The organism is Planotetraspora sp. GP83, from assembly GCF_041262585.1.
Taxonomy (GTDB): domain Bacteria; phylum Actinomycetota; class Actinomycetes; order Streptosporangiales; family Streptosporangiaceae; genus JAOEGB01.
Genome location: NZ_JBGCBZ010000022.1, coordinates 35,468 through 52,589 on the forward strand (window position 1 = coordinate 35,468; position 17,122 = coordinate 52,589).

At 71.6% G+C, this 17,122-nt stretch carries 17 protein-coding genes; 12 read left to right on the plus strand and 5 right to left on the minus strand.

From position 1 onward, the window contains the following. Nucleotides 1-8: 8 nt before the first annotated feature. Together ABH927_RS26825 and ABH927_RS26830 are read left to right on the plus strand one after the other, a co-directional pair. Nucleotides 9-1,124: a glycoside hydrolase family 88 protein gene (locus ABH927_RS26825; RefSeq protein ID WP_370025982.1), complete on the plus strand. Its 1,116-nt coding sequence runs from the start codon at nucleotides 9-11 to the stop codon at nucleotides 1,122-1,124. Nucleotides 1,125-1,258: 134 nt separating this feature from the next. Further along, entirely contained in the window at nucleotides 1,259-2,434 is a 1,176-nt protein-coding gene (locus tag ABH927_RS26830; RefSeq protein WP_370025984.1) for an aminotransferase class V-fold PLP-dependent enzyme, read from the plus strand. A gap of 15 nt (nucleotides 2,435-2,449) precedes the next feature. Here ABH927_RS26830 and ABH927_RS26835 read toward each other — a convergent pair whose 3' ends face one another. After that, a complete protein-coding gene (locus tag ABH927_RS26835; RefSeq protein WP_370025986.1) occupies nucleotides 2,450-3,700 on the minus strand; it encodes an MFS transporter in 1,251 nt (416 codons plus the stop codon). Nucleotides 3,701-3,845: 145 nt separating this feature from the next. Here ABH927_RS26835 and ABH927_RS26840 point away from each other — a divergent pair, with 145 nt between their 5' ends. After that, nucleotides 3,846-4,670 carry a methyltransferase domain-containing protein gene (locus ABH927_RS26840; protein WP_370025988.1) on the plus strand — a complete coding sequence of 275 codons (825 nt, stop codon included), beginning with the start codon at nucleotides 3,846-3,848 and terminating at the stop codon, nucleotides 4,668-4,670. 30 nt (nucleotides 4,671-4,700) lie between these two features. On the opposite strand, the gene ABH927_RS26845 is transcribed toward ABH927_RS26840, so the two are convergent. Genes ABH927_RS26845 through ABH927_RS26855 form a run of 3 tightly spaced genes read right to left on the minus strand, consistent with a single transcriptional unit; the run spans nucleotide 4,701 to nucleotide 6,952 of the window. After that, on the minus strand, nucleotides 4,701-5,792 hold the full coding sequence (locus ABH927_RS26845) for a hypothetical protein (protein ID WP_370025990.1): 1,092 nt from the start codon (nucleotides 5,790-5,792) through the stop codon (nucleotides 4,701-4,703). An 8-nt stretch (nucleotides 5,793-5,800) separates the two neighbouring features. Beyond that, nucleotides 5,801-6,223 carry an aspartate 1-decarboxylase gene (gene panD / locus ABH927_RS26850; RefSeq protein WP_370025992.1) on the minus strand — a complete coding sequence of 141 codons (423 nt, stop codon included), beginning with the start codon at nucleotides 6,221-6,223 and terminating at the stop codon, nucleotides 5,801-5,803. Nucleotides 6,224-6,241: 18 nt separating this feature from the next. After that, on the minus strand, nucleotides 6,242-6,952 hold the full coding sequence (locus ABH927_RS26855) for a TauD/TfdA family dioxygenase (RefSeq protein ID WP_370025995.1): 711 nt from the start codon (nucleotides 6,950-6,952) through the stop codon (nucleotides 6,242-6,244). A 361-nt stretch (nucleotides 6,953-7,313) separates the two neighbouring features. Between ABH927_RS26855 and ABH927_RS26860 the strand changes: the two genes are divergently transcribed. From ABH927_RS26860 to ABH927_RS26870, 3 genes are all read left to right on the plus strand, one after another. Continuing rightward, complete coding sequence (locus ABH927_RS26860; protein ID WP_370025996.1) at nucleotides 7,314-8,063, plus strand: sigma-70 family RNA polymerase sigma factor; 750 nt, start codon at nucleotides 7,314-7,316, stop codon at nucleotides 8,061-8,063. Nucleotides 8,064-8,149: 86 nt separating this feature from the next. Further along, nucleotides 8,150-9,547 carry a DUF6002 family protein gene (locus ABH927_RS26865; protein ID WP_370025997.1) on the plus strand — a complete coding sequence of 466 codons (1,398 nt, stop codon included), beginning with the start codon at nucleotides 8,150-8,152 and terminating at the stop codon, nucleotides 9,545-9,547. After that, nucleotides 9,544-10,656, plus strand: a complete 1,113-nt coding sequence (locus tag ABH927_RS26870) for a GNAT family N-acetyltransferase (RefSeq protein WP_370025998.1) — start codon at nucleotides 9,544-9,546, stop codon at nucleotides 10,654-10,656. Before ABH927_RS26865 ends, ABH927_RS26870 begins: the two co-directional genes overlap by 4 nt. Nucleotides 10,657-10,664: 8 nt before the next feature. Here the strand turns inward: ABH927_RS26870 and ABH927_RS26875 are convergent, their stop codons facing one another. Beyond that, nucleotides 10,665-11,855, minus strand: a complete 1,191-nt coding sequence (locus ABH927_RS26875) for an NAD(P)/FAD-dependent oxidoreductase (protein WP_370026000.1) — start codon at nucleotides 11,853-11,855, stop codon at nucleotides 10,665-10,667. A 234-nt stretch (nucleotides 11,856-12,089) separates the two neighbouring features. Between ABH927_RS26875 and ABH927_RS26880 the strand changes: the two genes are divergently transcribed. The 6 genes from ABH927_RS26880 to ABH927_RS26905 all read left to right on the plus strand — a co-directional run bounded on the left by ABH927_RS26880 (nucleotide 12,090) and on the right by ABH927_RS26905 (nucleotide 17,120). Beyond that, the gene (locus ABH927_RS26880; protein WP_370026002.1) at nucleotides 12,090-12,635 is read left to right on the plus strand and encodes a DoxX family protein; all 546 of its coding nucleotides are present in this window, start codon (nucleotides 12,090-12,092) and stop codon (nucleotides 12,633-12,635) included. Nucleotides 12,636-12,703: 68 nt separating this feature from the next. After that, a complete protein-coding gene (locus tag ABH927_RS26885) occupies nucleotides 12,704-13,297 on the plus strand; it encodes a TetR/AcrR family transcriptional regulator (protein WP_370026004.1) in 594 nt (197 codons plus the stop codon). A 112-nt stretch (nucleotides 13,298-13,409) separates the two neighbouring features. Further along, nucleotides 13,410-14,456 carry an ABC transporter substrate-binding protein gene (locus ABH927_RS26890; RefSeq protein ID WP_370026006.1) on the plus strand — a complete coding sequence of 349 codons (1,047 nt, stop codon included), beginning with the start codon at nucleotides 13,410-13,412 and terminating at the stop codon, nucleotides 14,454-14,456. Continuing rightward, nucleotides 14,453-15,289: an ABC transporter permease gene (locus ABH927_RS26895; protein WP_370026008.1), complete on the plus strand. Its 837-nt coding sequence runs from the start codon at nucleotides 14,453-14,455 to the stop codon at nucleotides 15,287-15,289. Before ABH927_RS26890 ends, ABH927_RS26895 begins: the two co-directional genes overlap by 4 nt. After that, nucleotides 15,286-16,116 carry an ABC transporter permease gene (locus ABH927_RS26900; RefSeq protein WP_370026010.1) on the plus strand — a complete coding sequence of 277 codons (831 nt, stop codon included), beginning with the start codon at nucleotides 15,286-15,288 and terminating at the stop codon, nucleotides 16,114-16,116. Before ABH927_RS26895 ends, ABH927_RS26900 begins: the two co-directional genes overlap by 4 nt. After that, entirely contained in the window at nucleotides 16,113-17,120 is a 1,008-nt protein-coding gene (locus ABH927_RS26905; RefSeq protein ID WP_370026012.1) for an ABC transporter ATP-binding protein, read from the plus strand. The genes ABH927_RS26900 and ABH927_RS26905 overlap by 4 nt, the downstream gene beginning before the upstream one ends. The last annotated feature ends 2 nt before the right edge of the window (nucleotides 17,121-17,122 follow it).

Below are 17,122 nucleotides of genomic sequence, written 5' to 3' on the forward strand. Positions count from 1 at the left end.
GAGGCACATTGAGCATCCGACCCACGCGACGCGGTTTCCTCGCCACCTCCGGCCTGCTCGCGGGAGCGGCAGTCCTCGGCGGCCGGGCGACCGCCGCCGCGGCCGGCGCCACCTCCCTGTCAAGGACGCAGGTGATCGCCGACACCCGCCGGGCGGCCGACTACTGGCTGTCCCGGACGCCCATGTACAGCAATGACAACAACTGGCACAACGCCACGTTCCACAGCGGCAACATGGCCCTCTACCGGCTGACGCAGGACGTGAAATACCGCGACTTCAGCAAGGCCTGGGCCGAGCACCACGACTACCAGCTGATGGCTGACGGCAGCACGCCGTTCCACGCCGACCACGAGGCGGCCGGGCAGGTCTACCTCGACCTGTACGCGCTGGACCCCCAGCCGCACTACATCGACGCGACCGTGAACCGGATCAGCGCCCAGATCGCCGGCGGCAGGACGAACTACTGGACCTGGGTGGACGCGCTGCACATGGCCATGCCCGTCTTCGCCCGGCTCGGCGTCCTGAAGAGCAGCACGGCGCACCTCGACTACCTCTACAACAGCTACACCTACACCAAGTCGCAGACCAGCAAGCGGACCGGGCTCTGGAGCCCCACGCAGCGCCTGTGGTGGCGTGACAACAACTACGTCCGCAGCTCGACCTACTGGTCGCGCGGCAACGGCTGGTCCATCGCGGCCCACGCCAAGGTCCTCGCCGCCCTCCCGTCGACCGCGGCACACTACAGCGAGTACGCCGACAACCTGCGGAGCATGGCCGCCGCCCTCAAGCCGCTCCAGCGCGCCGACGGCTTCTGGAACGCGAGCCTGACCGACCCGGTGAACTACGCCGGTCCGGAGACCAGCGGCACCGCCTTCTTCACGTACGGCCTGGCCTACGGGATCAACCACGGGCTGCTGGACGCCGCCACCTACCTGCCCGTGGTGGAGCGGGCCTGGCAGGGGATGATCTCCGTCGCGCTGCGGAGCGACGGCCTGCTCGGTTACGTCCAGGGGCCCGGCGCGAAGCCGAGCGACAACTACCCCTGGTCGGCCACCAGCACCCAGCCCTACGGGGTCGGCGCGTTCCTCCTCGCCGGCACGGAGGTCGCCGCCCTCGCCGTCTGACCGGCCGTCTGACGTCGCGTTCAGTCGCGGGCGCCGCGCCGTACCGTCACGACGCACAGGGCGGCGCCCGCCGACGACCCTCGCGGCACAATAGACACGCGGTGCGACTTGGATGTGGCGGGGGAGGGGTGGGCGTGGGAATCGACGTCGAGCGGGTGCGGGCCGACACGGCCGGATGCGAACACGTCGCCCACTTCAACAACGCGGGCTCCTCGCTGCCGCCGCGCCAGGTCACCGACGCCGTCGTGGAGCACCTCCGGCTGGAGGAGCGGATCGGGGGCTACGAGGCGGCCGCCGCGCGGAGCGACCTGATCGAGCACACCTACGACGCGCTCGCCCGTCTGGTCGGCGCCGGCCGCGACGAGATCGCCGTGGTGGAGAACGCCACCGTCGCGTGGGACATGGCCTTCTACTCCCTGCCCTGGCGGCCGGGAGACCGCATCCTCACGGCCCGCGCCGAGTACGCCAGCAACGTCATCCCGTTCCTGCAGATCGCCCGCCGCCACGGTGTGCGGGTGGACGTCGTGCCCGACGACGACAGCGGCCAGTTATCCGTCGACGCGCTGCGGCGCATGCTGGACGAGACGGTGAAGCTGATCGCCGTGACCCACGTGCCCACCCAGGGCGGCCTCGTCAACCCGGCGGCCGAGATCGGGGAGGTCGCCCGGGAGGCCGGGGTGACCTACCTGCTCGACGCCTGCCAGTCGGTCGGCCAGATGCGCGTCGACGTGGAGGAGATCGGCTGCGACCTGCTGTCCGCGACCGGGCGCAAGTTCCTCCGCGGCCCGCGCGGCACCGGGTTCCTCTACTGCTCCCGCCGCGTCCTGGAGAGCCTGGAGCCGCCGTTCCTCGACCTCCACTCCGCTACCTGGGACTCCCGGGACTCCTACAGCGTCAGGGACGACGCGCGGCGCTTCGAGAACTGGGAGACCTACCAGGCCGGGAAGATCGGCCTCGGGGTGGCCGCGGACTACGCCCTCGACCTGGGCCTGGACGCCATCGAGGAGCGCGTCACCGCGCTCGCGGAGGAGCTGCGGCGGCGGCTCGCCGCGCTGCCCGGCGTGACCGTCCACGACACGGGAGCACGGCGGTCCGGGATCGTCACGTTCACGGTCGCCGGTCACGACAGCCAGGAGATCGCCGGCCGGCTCGCCGCCAAGGCCGTCAACGTGTCGGTCTCCAGCGCCTCCTCGGCCCGCTGGGACTTCGAGTCGCGGGGGCTGCCCTCACTGGTGCGCGCCTCGGTCCACTACTACAACACCGAGGACGAGCTGGACCGGCTCTGCGCCGCGCTCCCGAAGACCGCGTAGCGGCGCTCGGAGGGGTCACGATCCCTCCTGGACGGTCGGTATGATGAGCGGCCTGGCCGCGGCCACCCGGTAGCCGTCGCGCATCGCCCGGCGGGCCAGGGCACCGGTCGGGGCCACGGCGAGGAGGAGGATCCCCCCGAGGATGAGCCATCCCGCTCCGCGCATGCCGGTGATGAGCGTCGTGACGATCGCCGGTCCCAGTGCGACGATCGCGGCCTCCGCGCTGGCCGCGACACCCTGATACTGGCCCTCCGCGTCGCGCGCCATCAGCCCGAGCGAGAGCCCCCACTGCGCGGACACGTAGTAGAGCTCGCCCAGCACGTGCGCCCCCACGCCCAGCACGACGACGATCATCGCGACGGCGGCCGACGCGGGCCACGCGGCCAGCGCGAAGACGACGCAGCACAGGGCGAGCGCCGCGCTGGAGAACCGGGCCGCCCGGACCGCGCCGGGCACCCCCTCGCCCTGCCGGGTGACCCGCACCTGGAACAGCGCGATGGCGGCCGAACTGAGCGCGACGGCGAGCGCGGCCGTCCAGACCGGGGCCTTCGTGTCGCCCGCGATCCAGAGCGGCAGGCCACTGGACAGGATCGACCAGCACAGGGACAGGATCGCCGTCGTCGCCACGATCGCGACGTACGGCACGTCCCGGATGGCCTGCGTGCTCTTCCGGCGGCGCTCGGCGGGAACGGCGGGGACCCTGGGAACGCTCAGGGTGATGACGGCGGTGACGAGGAACGTCGCCGCGTTCAGCAGGACCGCCGCCACGAACGCCGGCCGGGTGCCGTTGGCGAGGACGAGGGCCGCCGCCCCCGCGCCCAGCGCGTAGGTGATGTGCTGCACGACCCGCGACTGCGCGAGCGTGCGGAGCCGGTTCTCCTCCGGCATCAGCCCGTAGACGAGCGTCACCCGGACACCCGCGCCCGAGCTCTGGACGGCCGAGAACAGCGAGCCGACCAGCAGCAGCGACCAGAAGCCGCCGACGAAGGCATAGGCCGCCATGGCGAGGCCGCGGAGCACGATGATGACGCCGAGGACCTCGCGCGGCCCCCGGTGGTCGGCCAGCACGCCGACCGGCGTGGCGGCCAGCAGGCCGACCGCGCCTCCGAGCCCCACCGCGAGCCCCATGCTCCCGGCCGGGATCCCCTGGATCCGGGTGAAGAAGATCGCCCAGATGCTGAACCACAGGCCGTCGCCGAACCCGTTGACTCCCTGGGCCCACAGCAGCCGCCTGACGATCGCCCGCTGATCTGACTGCTGTTCCAATGCGCTGGTCCTCTCCGTCCGCGGGCCCCTGTAGTCCCACCGTCCGGCGGCCCTGAAACAGCCCGCGTGTTTCACGGCCGGTACGCCGTGGGACTAGCAGGCCGTTCACCAGCCGGCCGCCGTCCACTGACCAAGGGAGACAGCGATGACCACGACATCCGGATATCTGCTCGGCGCGAGCACGAGCGAGCGCGAACGGCTGCTGGTCCAGGGCGAGATGTTCCGCCCGGAGGCCGAGCGGCTGCTCGACCAGTGTGGCATCCAGCCGGGCTGGCGCGCCATCGACGTCGGCTGCGGCCCGCTCGGGGTGATGGACCTGCTCTCCGAGCGGGTCGGCACGGCCGGGGAGGTGGTCGGCCTCGACAGTGAACCCCGCATGCTGGAGCTCGCCAAGGAGACCGTGGCCGAGAAGAGGCTCGGCAACGTCACGCTCGTCACGAGCGACGGCGGAGCCACCGGCCTGCCCAAGGGCGGGTTCGACCTCGCCCACACCCGTCTCGTCCTCATGAACGTCCCCCACGCGGATGCCGTCCTCGGCGAGATGGTCTCGCTCGTACGGCCCGGCGGGGTCGTCGCCGTCCAGGACGTCGACTGGGTCTCGCGCATCTGCGAGCCGCCGCATCCGGCCTGGGACCGCATCGTCGGCGTGATCGCCGAGCTGTGGCGGCTGAACGGCATGGACGTGCACATCGGGCGGCGGCTGCCGCACATGCTGCGCCGGGCCGGTGTCACCGGTGTCGGCGCGCATGCCGCCGCCCGCGTGTTCACCCACGGCGAGCCGTACCAGCGGCTCATGGTGACGCGGGCCGAGCAGTGCCGCGACGCCCTGGTGGAACGCGGCCTGATCACCGGGGCCGAGCTCGACGAGTGCGTCCGCGAGCTGAGCGCGCACCTCGACGACCCCGGCACGATCGTGCTCCATGCGACCCTCTTCCAGGCGTGGGGAAGGGTGCCGGGGGCGTCACGGTGAGGCCCGCTCCGTCACCGCGGCCGGGCCAGGTCACGTTGTCACCGCCCGGGGTGGCAGGGGGGACGTGCCGGCCGAGGGGGCCCGGCGCAGCCGGTCGCGGAGGCCGGTGAGCGCGCGGGCGACGGCGGACAGGTCGTCGAGGTCGAAGCCGCCGGCGTAGCGCGGCAGGTGGGGCAGCAGCGCCAGGGTCGCTGCAGGACCGGCGGCGACACGCCCCGACGCCTCCACCGCGGCGCCGTCGAGCACGGACATGCGGTGGTTCCAGGCCACCGCCACGTCCTCGGACATGCCGGCGGGGAGGTCCAGCCGGATCTCCGGGCCGCTGACCACGACCGGGTAGCCGCCGGGCAGGCCGAGGGGCCCCGGCACGCTCATCCGGGCCTCCGCGTCGCCGAGGACGGCCGACACCAGCAGGGCGGCGGGCCCTCCCGCCCGGTCGTTGAGCTCGGCGCGGGGCAGCGACCGCAGGGGGCGCAGGCGCTCGCCCACGTCCGCGACCTGCCGCTCTCCCTCCCAGGCCAGGGCCTCGTCGGCGGGGGAGTCAGGCTGGTGGAGATGGAGGTGGTGGGCCAGCAGCCGGATCGGCCCGCAGCCGGGACGGGCGGCCAGGCCGTCCCAGAGCGTGGCGGCGTTGCCGATCCCGCAGAAGACGGGCAGCCCGAGGCCGCGCAGCACCGGGTTGGCCATGTCGGGCAGGCAGCCGTTGACGAACGCCGCGCCGGGCACGGCGGCGGCCACCAGCGCGGCGGGCGCGGCCTGGAGCGGCAGCGTCGCGCCGAACCCGGCTTCCCGGATCAGGTCGGTCCAGGCGGAGGGCCGCTCGCGCGCCTCCCACGGGTAGTGCCACGAGGCGCACTGGACCACCACGTCCGGGCGGTGCGACGCCACGGCGTCCGCCATGCCAGTTGCGCCGTCGGTGTCCACGGGGTGCGCGGTGAAGCTCCGCGGCAGGCGCAGGGCCGCCGAGACCTCTCCCGCGCTCCGGGCGAGGCGGCCGGCCGCTTCCGTCCGGCGGCCGACCACCACGACCCGCGCCGGCGGGCCGGGCCGCGCCGCGAGGGCGTGGCAGACGGTCCCGGCGAGCGCGCCGGTGCCGGCCACCACGACCGTCGGCGTCCTCATGCCGGTCCTCATACCGGCGCGTGCACGTGGTCGCCGCGCAGCGTGCCGGACCCCTGCGGGGGCTCGGCGGCGTCGTGACCGGTGCCGGTGATGCGGTTGTCACGGTCGACGAAGACAACGCGCGGCTCCAGCGTCCGGATCTCCTCGTCGGTGTAGGAGCCGTACCCGATGATGATCACCAGGTCGCCCGGGGAGATGAGCCGTGCCGCCGCTCCGTTGATCCCGATGATCCCGGAGCCCGGAGGGCCCTCGATGACGTAGGTCGACAGGCGGTTGCCGTTGTCGATGTCGACGATGTCCACCCGCTCGCCCGGCAGGAGGTCGGAGGCCTCCATCAGGTCGCGGCACAGGGTCAGCGAGCCGACGTAGTGCAGGTCGGCCTGGGTGACGGTAGCTCTGTGGATCTTCGACTTGAGCATCGTGCGGTACACGCGGAACCCCCTCGGGCCTCAGGCGGCGATCTGGATCCGGCGCAGGTGGCGGCCGGTGTCGGTGAAGGCGTTCCGGGAGTGCAGCATCCGCCAGTTGTCCCAGACGAGCATGTCCCCCCGGTCGTACTCGATGGCCACGTGGTTGGCGTCGAAGAACTCGCGCCCCCTGAGCTGGAGCTCGGCCACCGGGTCGTCGTCGTCCCTGATCAGGTTGTTGCAGGAGAACCGGACGATCGTGCCGCGGTCGGTCTCCTCCAGCACCGGATGCTTGGTGTGCAGGTCGAGCCCCAGCCGCTGGATGCCCTCGGTGGTCTTCCACTCGTAGGTGCGGCCGCGCAGGAACTCGCGCCGCTCCTCGCCGAGCTGCTCCAGCCAGCGGTGGGCGTCCGCGAGCGTCGTCTCGCCTCCGGCCCCGTGGCAGGGTGTGACGCACCACAGGGCGATGTAGCGGGGCGGTGTGATGGCGAAGTCGTAGCCCTCGGTGTGCGGGGTGAGGCTGCGGGTGTTGCCGGCGTGGTAGACGTCGTCCATGCCCGGCTCGGGCCGGACGTCGCCGACGACCGCGCCGCTGTAGTTGGGCACGAACCCACCGAGTTTCCGGCAGAACGCCACCGGGTCGAACTCCTCCGGCACGTTGCACATGTAGACGTAGCCGTGGTCGGCCATGAGCTCGGAGAAGGTGCGGTGCAGCAGTTCCGGTGAGAGCGGATCTCCGTTGAAATCGCGCAACGAGAGAATGCTCAACGGTGATGCGGGCATGTGACGACCCTTTCTAGAGAGGGGGGCGGGGGATAGGGCAGGGGATTGAGATGGGGATTTCGTGCTGCCACGCTTTGACGCGGGAATGCGGAAAACGATGAGAAAGGCGGAGGAAAGTTCCTCCGGCCCACCTAGTCCCACGGGCCGCCGCGAATGAAACAGCGTCGAGCGCCGAACGTTCCCGGCGCCCCGCCCGGCGATAGCGGAGGTCACGACTTTCGCGGATCGGATGTTTTGCTGAGATCATTACCAGAAGTCATGTTTGCCGGAAGTCCACCCGGGAACTCCGTGGACCCGTGCTGCCGAAGCCCACGGGAAGGAAAGCCTGAGGATGGAGAACCAGGCGCTCTTCGCACGCATGCACGACCTGCAGCCGGGAGACCCCGCCCGGCGCCGGATCCGCGACGATCTCATCGTGCTGAACCTGCCGCTCTCCCGGCGGCTGGCGCGGCGGCACTGGTCGAAGGTGGAGCCGCTGGAGGACATGGAACAGGTGGCGGCCATCGGGCTGATCAAGTCGGTGGACGACTACGACCCGCGTTTCGAGGTGCCGTTCGTCGGCTACGCCGTACCGAAGATCTCCGGTGAGCTCTGGCGTTACCTGCGCGACTACCCCGGCACCGTCCGCGTGCCCCGCACGCTGCAGGAACTGCAGACGCGCCTGCGGTCGGCGTCGGAGGAGCTGGCCGGGGACGGCCAGGCCGCGCCGGGCCCGCGCGTCCTCGCCGACCGTGTGGAGATCGAGGAGTCGGCGGTCGTGGAGGCGCTCGTCGCCGACCGGATGCGGTTCCCCCGCTCACTCGACTCGCCGGCCGCGGGCACCGAGGTTCCGCTCCGGGAGGTGATCGGCAGGGACGACGCCGCCATCGAGGCGGTGGAGCGGCGCGAGAGCGTCGACGCCCTGATGTGCGCCCTGCCCGAGCGGGAACGCTTCGTCGTCCAGTTGTGCGTCATGCAGGAGGTTTCGCAGCGGCGGATCGCCGAGATCGTCGGGGTGTCGCAAATGCAGGTGTCACGGCTGCGCACCCACGCGCTCGACCGGCTTCGCCGCCTGATCGGCGTCCCGCTCGACTGGCGCTGATCATTGGCGGATAATCCCCGCCGCTTGTTTCACGCCACGCCCGGGGTGGGACTACCCAGATCCCAACCAGACCCCGGAGTGGCCACATGAGTGAAACAGCGGCGGCGCGCACACTCGTCGTCAACAATGTCATCGAGCGCTATTACGGGAACATTCAGCACCTCCTCTGCACGCTGGCCGGCCGCGGCGCGGGAAACGATTTCAATCCCGGATTCGAGTTGCCCCCGCTCGATGACGAAATGGTGCGCTTCTTCGCTCCGTCGAGCGTGGCGGTCCACTCCCTCGCCGGCTACCGGGGCAGCCGGCTCGCCCTGCTCGACCTGATGCGCAACCCGGGCACCCGCACCACCAAGTCGCTCGCGTCGCTCATCATGGTGGCCCGCGCCGTGGAGCACGTCCGCCGCACCGGCCGCCGGGTGATGCTGCTCACCCCCTCGTCGGCCAACAAGGCCACCGCGCTGCGCGACGCCGTGCTGCGCGCGCTCCGCTGCGGCCTGGTCGAGTCGGACCAGCTCCAGATCACCACCGTGGTGCCGGAGTCGTCCTATCCGAAGCTGTGGTCGTCGCCGCTGAGCACCGACCCGGTGCTGCGCGTGCGCAACCCGGTCGTCGTCTACCAGGGGCCCGACCCCGCCGGGGTCAAGGCGCTCGCCCGCCGGTTCTACGACAAGTACGCCGGAAGGCTGCGCGAGCTCACCGGCGCCGACGTCTGGTACACGCTCGACATCGACAACTACCGGTGCGCCGACGCCGTGCGGGCCCTGTTCGAGTACGACTTCCACGCGCCCGACGAGACGCGGGGGCGGCTGCACGTCCATTCGGTGTCCAGCGCGTACGGCCTGCTGGGGCACGCCCTCGGGCACGCGCGGCGGCCGGGCGCCGGGGCGCCGCCCCGATACTTCCTGGTGCAGCACCTCGGCACGCCCGACATGGTGCTCAGCCTGCTGTACGGCTCGGCCTCCCGCGACCTGATGCCCGCCTACGAGTACGACGCGGCGGCCGGGCTCTACCGGCAGGCGGCCGACCCGCACTTCCCGCATTCGACCTACGACCCGGCGGAACGGCTCGACCCGACGTTCTACACCCACAACCCTCCGACGTCGGCCGCGATGAACGAGCTGATCCGGACCCGGGGCGGCGGCGGCGTCGTCGTCTCGCTGCACGAGTGCCTCGGACGGTACGCGGAGATCCGCGCGCTGCTCGGAGGCACCAGCGTCACCCTGCCCGCCGACCCGCGGCGGCTCCGCGAGTGGTCGCTCGTGATGGCGTTCACCGGCGTCCTCAACGCCATCGATCGCGGGCTCGTGGACGACGACGACATCCTCGTCCACGGCTCGGGCAGCTACTCCGACGAGGACTTCTGCCTCATATCGCCGGAATATCTCCACATGGCCGGCGACGTGGCAGCCGTCAAGCGGGCGGTGTGCGACGCCCTCGCCGTGCGGGACCGGATCACGCTGCCCGAGCTGGAGTCGGTGGGATGAGCGGGGCCGCCGTCGCCGCGGCGCGCTACCACTGGAACAACGCGGGCAACCCCGCGGCGCGGGCGGCCCGCCGTCTCGTCGACACCCTCGGCCCGGTGCGGCAGGCCGTACGGTCCGACGACCCCGCCTTCGACGTCAGCCTGGCCTACGCCGGCCTGCCGATCGGCCACCTGAACGTCCTGCGGCTGCTCGAACGCCGCAGGACCGCACTCGGCGGCGGCGAGCCGCTCCTGCGGACCGTGCCGGTCACCTGGCCGGACCTCCGGCGGGGCCGGTTCCCCGAGGCCGACATCGTGCTCGTCGGCGCGGAGGAGGCCCGGGTGCGGCGGCTCCCCGCCGCCCGCGCCGTCATCGCGCCGTTCCGTGTCCACCTCGTCGTGGACACGTCCGGAGGCCGGGACGCGGTCCGGGCCGCGATCTCCAAGCGGGAGCGCTGGGAGTTCGGCAGGAACTCCCGCCACCACGACTGGGCGCTCGTGGAGGACGGCTCCGCCGAGGCCCTTCGGTTCTTCTACCAGCGTATGCATCTGCCCACCATGGCCGCGCGCCACCGGGAGCAGAGCCGCACCGAGGCCTTCACGGTCGCCCGCGACCACATCCTGCGCCGGGGCCGGCTGTTCTTCCTGACCGAGGACGGCCGCCCGGTCGCGGGCGTCCTGTGTCACGAGAGCGGCGGCACGCTCACCACGCGGCTGCTCGGCGTGCTCGACGGCGACGCGCGGCACTACGACTCGGGCGCGTTCAAGGCCGTCTACCACCTGCTGCTGGGCTGGGCGGCCGACCGGGGAGTGCCCGCCGTGGACTTCTACGGCACGGAGGCGTTCGTCGCCAAGGGCATCTTCCAGTGGAAGCGCAAGTTCGGCCCGCACGTCGTCCTGCCGCCCAACCACTTCGCCACCAAGCGGCTGTACGTGTCCGTGCGCCGCGACACCGCCCGGGTCAGGGACTTCCTGGTGGCCAACCCGCTCCTGGAGATCGGCCCGTCGGGCGGCATGCGGCCGGTCTACTTCCACGACGCCGCCCGCGCGGCGCGTACGGAGATCAGCGCCAAGGCGCGCTCACTCGGCGAGGCGCGGCTGGTCGACCTCGACGAGTTCCTGGACGGATAGGCCGGCGCTCACCCTTCGGCGACCTGGGCGCTCCGGGAGGACGCCCAGGCGGGAGCCGCCGTGCCCGGCGTCCCAGTGCCGTGAGGTGAGGCCGTGCGGTGGGGGGAGAACGGCCCGGCGTCCAGCGGCGGTGTCTCCCCGAGAGCCAGCCGAGCGGCGATCAGGCCCGTGTACGGCCCGGCGGTCAGGCCGTACGCGCTGAGTCCCGTGGCGACGACCACCCTGTCGGCGAGGTGGCCGATCAGCGGCAAGCCGTCCGCGGTCACGGGACGGAAGCCCACCCGCGTCTCGACCAGGGCGGCGGAGGCCAGGCCGGGGGCGAGCGCCACGCCGGTCGCCAGCACCTCGCCGAGACCGCCGGCCGTCACCCGCGCGTCGAAGCCGGCGTCCTCCACGGTCGCGCCGAGCACCACCCGCGACCCGGGGAAACCCAGCAGGTACGGCCCGCGCCTGGGCAGCACGATCGGCCAGCCCGCGGTCTCGGCCCCGGCGAGCTCCGCGTGCGCGATCTGGCCGCGCCGGGGCACGACCGGAACCTCGAGCCCCAGCGGGCGGCACAGCTCGCCCGTCCACGCCCCGGCCGCCACCACGACCACGTCCGCGGCGAGCGGCGAGCCGTCCACCAGCAGCCCGCCCGCGGGCGTGAGGGCGGCCGTCCCCGAGACCACCCGCGTGCCGTGTCGTACGGCGGCGCGCAGCAGGGCGTCGCGGACCACGCGCCCGTCGACCCGTGAGGGACCGTCGAGATGGAGGGCGGCCACATCGGGGCGGAGCGGGGGGAACAGGTCGGCGGGCCGGTCGACCGGGGAGATCGTCCCCATGTCGGGCGCGGCCGCCCGCCTGCTCTTCAGCAGCGTCTCCACCGGGGCCAGCTCGGCCGGGTCGTCGGCCACCAGGAGCGCGCCGACGCGGGCGTGGCTGACGTCGTGCTCGCCGTCCGCGCCCAGCAGTTCCAGGAGCGGCGCGTAGTAGCGGGCGCCCTCGAGCGCCAGCCGGTACCAGTCATCGGCTCCCTCGTGGTCGACCCACGGGCAGATGATCCCCGCCCCGGCGCCGGTCGCCTGCCCGGTGTCCGCCCCGTCGACGACGGTCACGGCGACGCCCCGGAGGCTCAGGTGGTAGGCGGCGCTCGCTCCGACGATGCCGCTCCCGATCACGACGGCGTGCTGGTCCCGTGACGTGGGTGTCGATGTGCGCATACCTGAATCGTCCCAGTCTTCGACCCTCGGTGCGCGATCCACGGCATGGCCTCCGTTTCGAAGATCTCTTCATGCTGTACGAAACGGCAGCCCCGCGCGACGGGTGTCTCCGGGCCGGATTTCGATGATCGGCCACCGCCCACGGCGTTTCGCGCGGGGGACCGGCCGCTCCGGCACGTTGAATGGATTCGCCATGTTCTCGCAGGTCACAAGCAGGATTTCGGGGGAGTCGTCATGCTCGATCAATTGCGGGGTGTCTCGGTGCTGGTGGGCCGGGTGATCGTCGGGGTGATCTTCATCTTCCACGGCTGGACGAAGGTCGCCGTCACAGGACTGCCGGGGGTGACGGCGCACTTCCAGGCCGCGGGCGTCCCGGCGGCCGGGCTCGCCGGCCCAGGGATCGCGATCCTGGAACTGGTGGGAGGGGTCGCCCTCATCGCCGGCGCGGCGCTGCCGTTCTTCTGCAGCCTGCTCGCGCTCACCATGGTCGGCGCGATCGTGTTCGTGCACGGCTCCCACGGGTTCAGCAACCAGGACGGCGGCTACGAGTACGTCCTGGCGCTGGCCGGGGCGTGCGTGATGCTCGCCTTCAGCGGCGGCGGGGCCCTCGCCGTCGATCGCCTCTGGCGGCGGCGGGCGGCCGTCACGGCTGGGCCGTCCGGCTCGGGACTGCCCGGGGCGGGGTCGCCGGAGGAGCTGCCGGAGCGGGGCGCCGCGGTGCCGGTGAGCGGATCCGCCGGGGGCTCGTCCTCCGGGCGGCGTGAAGATCTGCCAGAATAACTGGCTGGCCGGTCGAGAAACAGCCGCCGCGTTCTGCCGTCGCGTCTGCCACAGGGGAGGAGCCGGACATGCCGCGTCCCAGTGTGGAGGTCGAGCGCCGGGAGCAGATCCTGCGGGGCGCGTGCGCGGTCATCGCCGACAAGGGGCTCCGCTCTCTCCGCGTCGCGGACGTGGCCAAGGAGGCCGGCATGAGCCACGGCACGGTGCACTACTACTTCGCCACCAAGCGTGACCTCGTCAACGCCGCGTTCGAGTTCAACTTCGAGTGCTCGATCGAGCGGCGGCGGCCGATCCTGGCCGCCCATGAGGATCCCCGTGAGCGGCTCCGCGCCTTTCTCGGCTCCTACCTGCCGGAGGACGCGGAGACCCGGCAGGCCTGGCGGGTCTGGATCGAGCTGTGGGGAGAGGCCCTGCGCGACCCGGACCTGCAGGAGCTCAACGAGCGCGTTTACGGCGACTGGCGGCGGGTCGTCGCGGGGATCGTCCGCGACGGCCAGGACCGCGGCCAGCTCCGCGGAGGCGATCCCGTCACCATCGCCAACGTGCTCATCGGCATGATCGACGGGCTCGCCATCCAGGTCATGCTCGGCTCGCGGAACATGCCCGCGGGACGCATGCGCTTCGTCATCGACGCCTTCGTGCGCGAGCTCGAAACCGCCTGAAGGCAGCCTTCCGTTTCACCCTAATTCGGTCGCTCTTAACCGTTGACAGCCGCGAGTGGCGCACGCCACACTCCCATAAATAACTGACCCGCCAGTCAATTATGGAGGCGGCATGTGGGCAGGTAGGGGACGAGCGGCCGTGTCCGCGTGCGCGCTCGTAGCGCTGGCCGGCTGCGGCGGTTCCGGCGGCGACGCGAAGGAACTGACCGTCGTCATGTGGGGCGGCGACGACCAGCAGAAGGCGGTCTCCGCCTATGTCGAGCCGTGGGGCAAGGAGCAGGGCGTCAAGATCAAGCAGGATTCGCCCACCGACTACGCCAAGTTCCGCGCCCAGGTCGAGGCCAAGAAGGTGAGCTGGGGCGTCGTCGAGGTCGAGCCCAACTTCGCCGTCACCGCCTGCAAGAGCGGCTGGGCGCTCAAGATCGACAAATCTAAGATCGACACGTCGAAGCTCGACCAGAAGCTCGTGGGCGACTGCGCGGTGCCGACCCTGCAGTACGCCTTCACCATCGGCTACAACACCACGGTGTTCAGCGCCCAGAACCACCCCAGGACCTGGGCCGAGTTCTTCGACACCAAGCGATTCCCCGGCAAGCGCGGCTTCTGGAAGTACGCCACGGGCGCCATGTTCGAGGCCGCGCTCCTCGCGGACGGCGTCCCGGCGGACAAGCTGTACCCGCTCGACATCGACCGCGCCTTCCGCAAGCTCGACACGATCAAGAAGGACATCGTCTTCTACGAGACCGGCGAGCAGCAGCAGCAACTCGTCTCCAGCGGCGAGACCCCGCTGATCCAGGCCTGGAACGGCCGGATCTTCGCGGCGGCCAAGGAGGGCAAGCCGGTCGCCAACGAGTGGAACCAGCACCTGCTGTCCTACGACCAGCTCGTCATCCCCGCCGGATACAAGCGGGCCGACCTCGCCCAGCAGTGGCTGAACTGGTTCCTCAACAACCCCAAGGCGCAGGCGATCTACACCAACCACAGCGCCTACGCCCCCGCCAACGACGCGGCGCTGGACTTCGTGACCCCCGATGTCCGCAAGGAGATCCCCACGAGCCCGGAGAACGCGCCGAAGCGTGCCGCGATCATCGACTACTCCTACTGGGCCGACAACTACGACAAGGTCAGCGAGCGGCTGAACGAGTGGATGGCGCAGTGACCGTCAGGCGCGGGCTCCCACGCCTCGACCGGTGGGGGCTGCTGGTCCTGCCTCTGGCGGGATTCCTGCTCGCCGTGCTCGTGTGGCCGCTCACGGCCGTCCTGCTGCGCAGCTTCACCGACCCGGAGCCCGGCGTGGAGAACTACCTCGCGTTCTTCCACTCCCCGGTCTACCTCGACGTGCTGGTCAACACGTTCGTCACGGCCGGGCTGGTCACGCTCGTCACGCTGCTGCTCGGCTTCCCGTACTCCTACCTGATGACGCTGGCCTCGCCGTTCTGGCGGGGGGCGCTCATGCTGGCGGTGCTGGTGCCGTTCTGGACGAGCCTGCTCGTGCGCACGTTCGCGTGGGTGCTGATCCTGCGCGACACCGGCGTCGTCAACGAGCTGCTCCCCGGCCCGCCGGTGCCGCTGCTGCGGAACCTGCCCGGCGTGCTGATCGGCATGGTCCAGGTCATGCTGCCGTTCGCGGTGCTCCCGATGTACGCGGCGATGCGCGGCATCGACCGCCGCCTGCTGCAGGCGGCCGAGGGGCTCGGCGCCCGCCCGGCGTTCGCGTTCTGGCGGATCTACGCGCCGCTGGCCGTGCCCGGCGTCGCGGCGTCGGCCCTGCTGGTCTTCGTCTCCAGCCTCGGCTTCTACGTGACGCCCGCGCTGCTCGGCGGCCCCAAGAACATAATGATCGGCGAGCTCATCGTGCAGCAGCTCTCCGGCGTGCTGCGGTGGGGCTTCGCCTCCGCGCTCGCGGTCATCCTGCTGGTGGTCACGGGCGGGCTGCTCATGCTTATGTCACGCCTGGTCGATCTCCGGCGGCTGCTGGGAGGCGCCCGATGAGCGGCATGACGAGCAGGCGGCTCGTCCGGGCGTCCCTCGGGGCCCTCGCCGTGCTCACCGGCCTCTACCTCGTGCTGCCGGTCTTCATCGTGATCCCGATGTCGTTCTCCGACAGCGCGTTCCTGGAGTTCCCGCCCAAGGCGTGGTCGTGGCGGTGGTACGAGAACTTCCTGGGAGACGAGACCTGGGTCTCCAGCCTGGTGTCCAGCGTCCAGGTGGGCGTGCTCGTCACCCTGTGCGCCGTCGTCCTCGGCACGGCCGCGGCGCTCGGCATGGTCCGCGGCCGCTACCCACTGAAGGCCCTCGTCTCCGCCCTGGTGATGGCTCCCGTGCTGGTGCCGTACGTCATCATCGGCCTGGCCGTCTACGCCGTCTTCCTGGACCTCGGGCTGACCGAGACGCTGCTCGGCTTCGTGCTGGTGCACACGGCGCTGGCCGTGCCGTACGTCGTGATCACGGTGTCGTCGGCGCTGATGTCCTTCGACCGGCGGCTGGAGAACGCGGCGATGAGCCTCGGCGCCGCGCCGGTCGTCACGTTCGCCCGGGTGACGCTGCCGGTGATCCTGCCGAGCGTGCTGAGCGGCGCGGTGTTCGCGTTCGTCACCTCCTTCGACGAGGTGGTCACGAGCGTCTTCCTGTCCGGGCCCGACTTCACGACCCTGCCCGTCCAGATGTGGTCGGGCGTGCGGGTCCGCATCGACCCGACGGTGGCGGCGGTGTCGAGCATGTTGCTGCTCGTCACGCTGGCCCTGTTCGCCGTGGCCGGGCTGGCCCGCCTGGCCCGCCGCGTGAAAGTCAGCGGCGTCAGAGAACGGAGAAGCAGTTGAGCGACGGCGGATCGGTCGACGTCCGGGGCGTCGTCAAGCGCTACAGGGACACCCTGGCTCTCGACGACGTGACCCTGCACGTGCCGGGCGGCGAGTTCGTCACCCTGCTCGGCGCGAGCGGCTCGGGCAAGTCGACCCTCCTCGGCGTGATCGCCGGGTTCACCGAGCCGACCTCGGGCAGCGTGGCGGTGGACGGCCGGGACATCACCACGGTCCCGCCGTACCGGCGCGGCCTCGGCATGGTGTTCCAGCACTACGCGCTGTTCCCGCACATGACGGTGTGGGACAACGTGGCCTTCCCGCTGCGCCGCAGGCGCGTGCGGGGCGACGAGCTGCGCACCCGCGTCGAGCAGGCGCTCGAGGTCGTCGGGCTCGGGGCGCTGGCCAAGCGGCTCCCGGCGCAGCTGTCCGGAGGGCAGCAGCAGCGGGTCGCGCTGGCCAGGGCCATCGTGTTCCGGCCGCGGGTGCTGCTCATGGACGAGCCGCTGAGCGCGCTGGACAAGCGGCTGCGCGAGCAGTTGCAGTTGGAGATGAAAAGGCTGCACCGGGAGCTCGGCATCACGTTCGTCTTCGTGACGCACGACCAGGAGGAGGCCCTCACCATGTCCGACCGGATCGCGCTGCTGCGAGACGGCCGGATCGTGCAGGCCGGCACCCCCGAGGAGCTGTACGAGCGGCCCTCCAGCCGCTACACCGCCGAGTTCCTCGGCGAGTCCAACCTCTTCCCCGGGCGCGACGCCGGCACCGTCCTGGTCGTACGGCCCGAGCACCTCGGGGTCCTCCCTCAGGGCGAGGGCCTGCCCCAGGACCACGAGGCGTACGACTGCGACGTCCGCGAGGTCGTCTACCTCGGCAGCGGCCTGCGGGTCGAGGTCGAGCTCCGCTCCGGTCAGCGCGTCGTGGCCCGCACGGCGGCGCGCGGGCCGCACGTCCCCAAGCCCGGGGATCCCGCGATCGTGCACTGGCATCCCGAGACGTCGGTCGTGGTGTCCGATGATGAATGAGA

Coding starts and splice junctions, on each gene's coding strand:
- ABH927_RS26900 (WP_370026010.1), top strand. CDS start 15,286: ATGAGCGGCATGACGAGCAGGCGGCTCGTCCGGGCGTCCCTCGGGGCC.
- ABH927_RS26865 (WP_370025997.1), top strand. CDS start 8,150: ATGAGTGAAACAGCGGCGGCGCGCACACTCGTCGTCAACAATGTCATC.
- ABH927_RS26885 (WP_370026004.1), top strand. CDS start 12,704: ATGCCGCGTCCCAGTGTGGAGGTCGAGCGCCGGGAGCAGATCCTGCGG.
- ABH927_RS26875 (WP_370026000.1), bottom strand. CDS start 11,855: ATGCGCACATCGACACCCACGTCACGGGACCAGCACGCCGTCGTGATC.
- ABH927_RS26870 (WP_370025998.1), top strand. CDS start 9,544: ATGAGCGGGGCCGCCGTCGCCGCGGCGCGCTACCACTGGAACAACGCG.
- ABH927_RS26860 (WP_370025996.1), top strand. CDS start 7,314: ATGGAGAACCAGGCGCTCTTCGCACGCATGCACGACCTGCAGCCGGGA.
- ABH927_RS26845 (WP_370025990.1), bottom strand. CDS start 5,792: ATGAGGACGCCGACGGTCGTGGTGGCCGGCACCGGCGCGCTCGCCGGG.
- ABH927_RS26890 (WP_370026006.1), top strand. CDS start 13,410: ATGTGGGCAGGTAGGGGACGAGCGGCCGTGTCCGCGTGCGCGCTCGTA.
- ABH927_RS26880 (WP_370026002.1), top strand. CDS start 12,090: ATGCTCGATCAATTGCGGGGTGTCTCGGTGCTGGTGGGCCGGGTGATC.
- ABH927_RS26840 (WP_370025988.1), top strand. CDS start 3,846: ATGACCACGACATCCGGATATCTGCTCGGCGCGAGCACGAGCGAGCGC.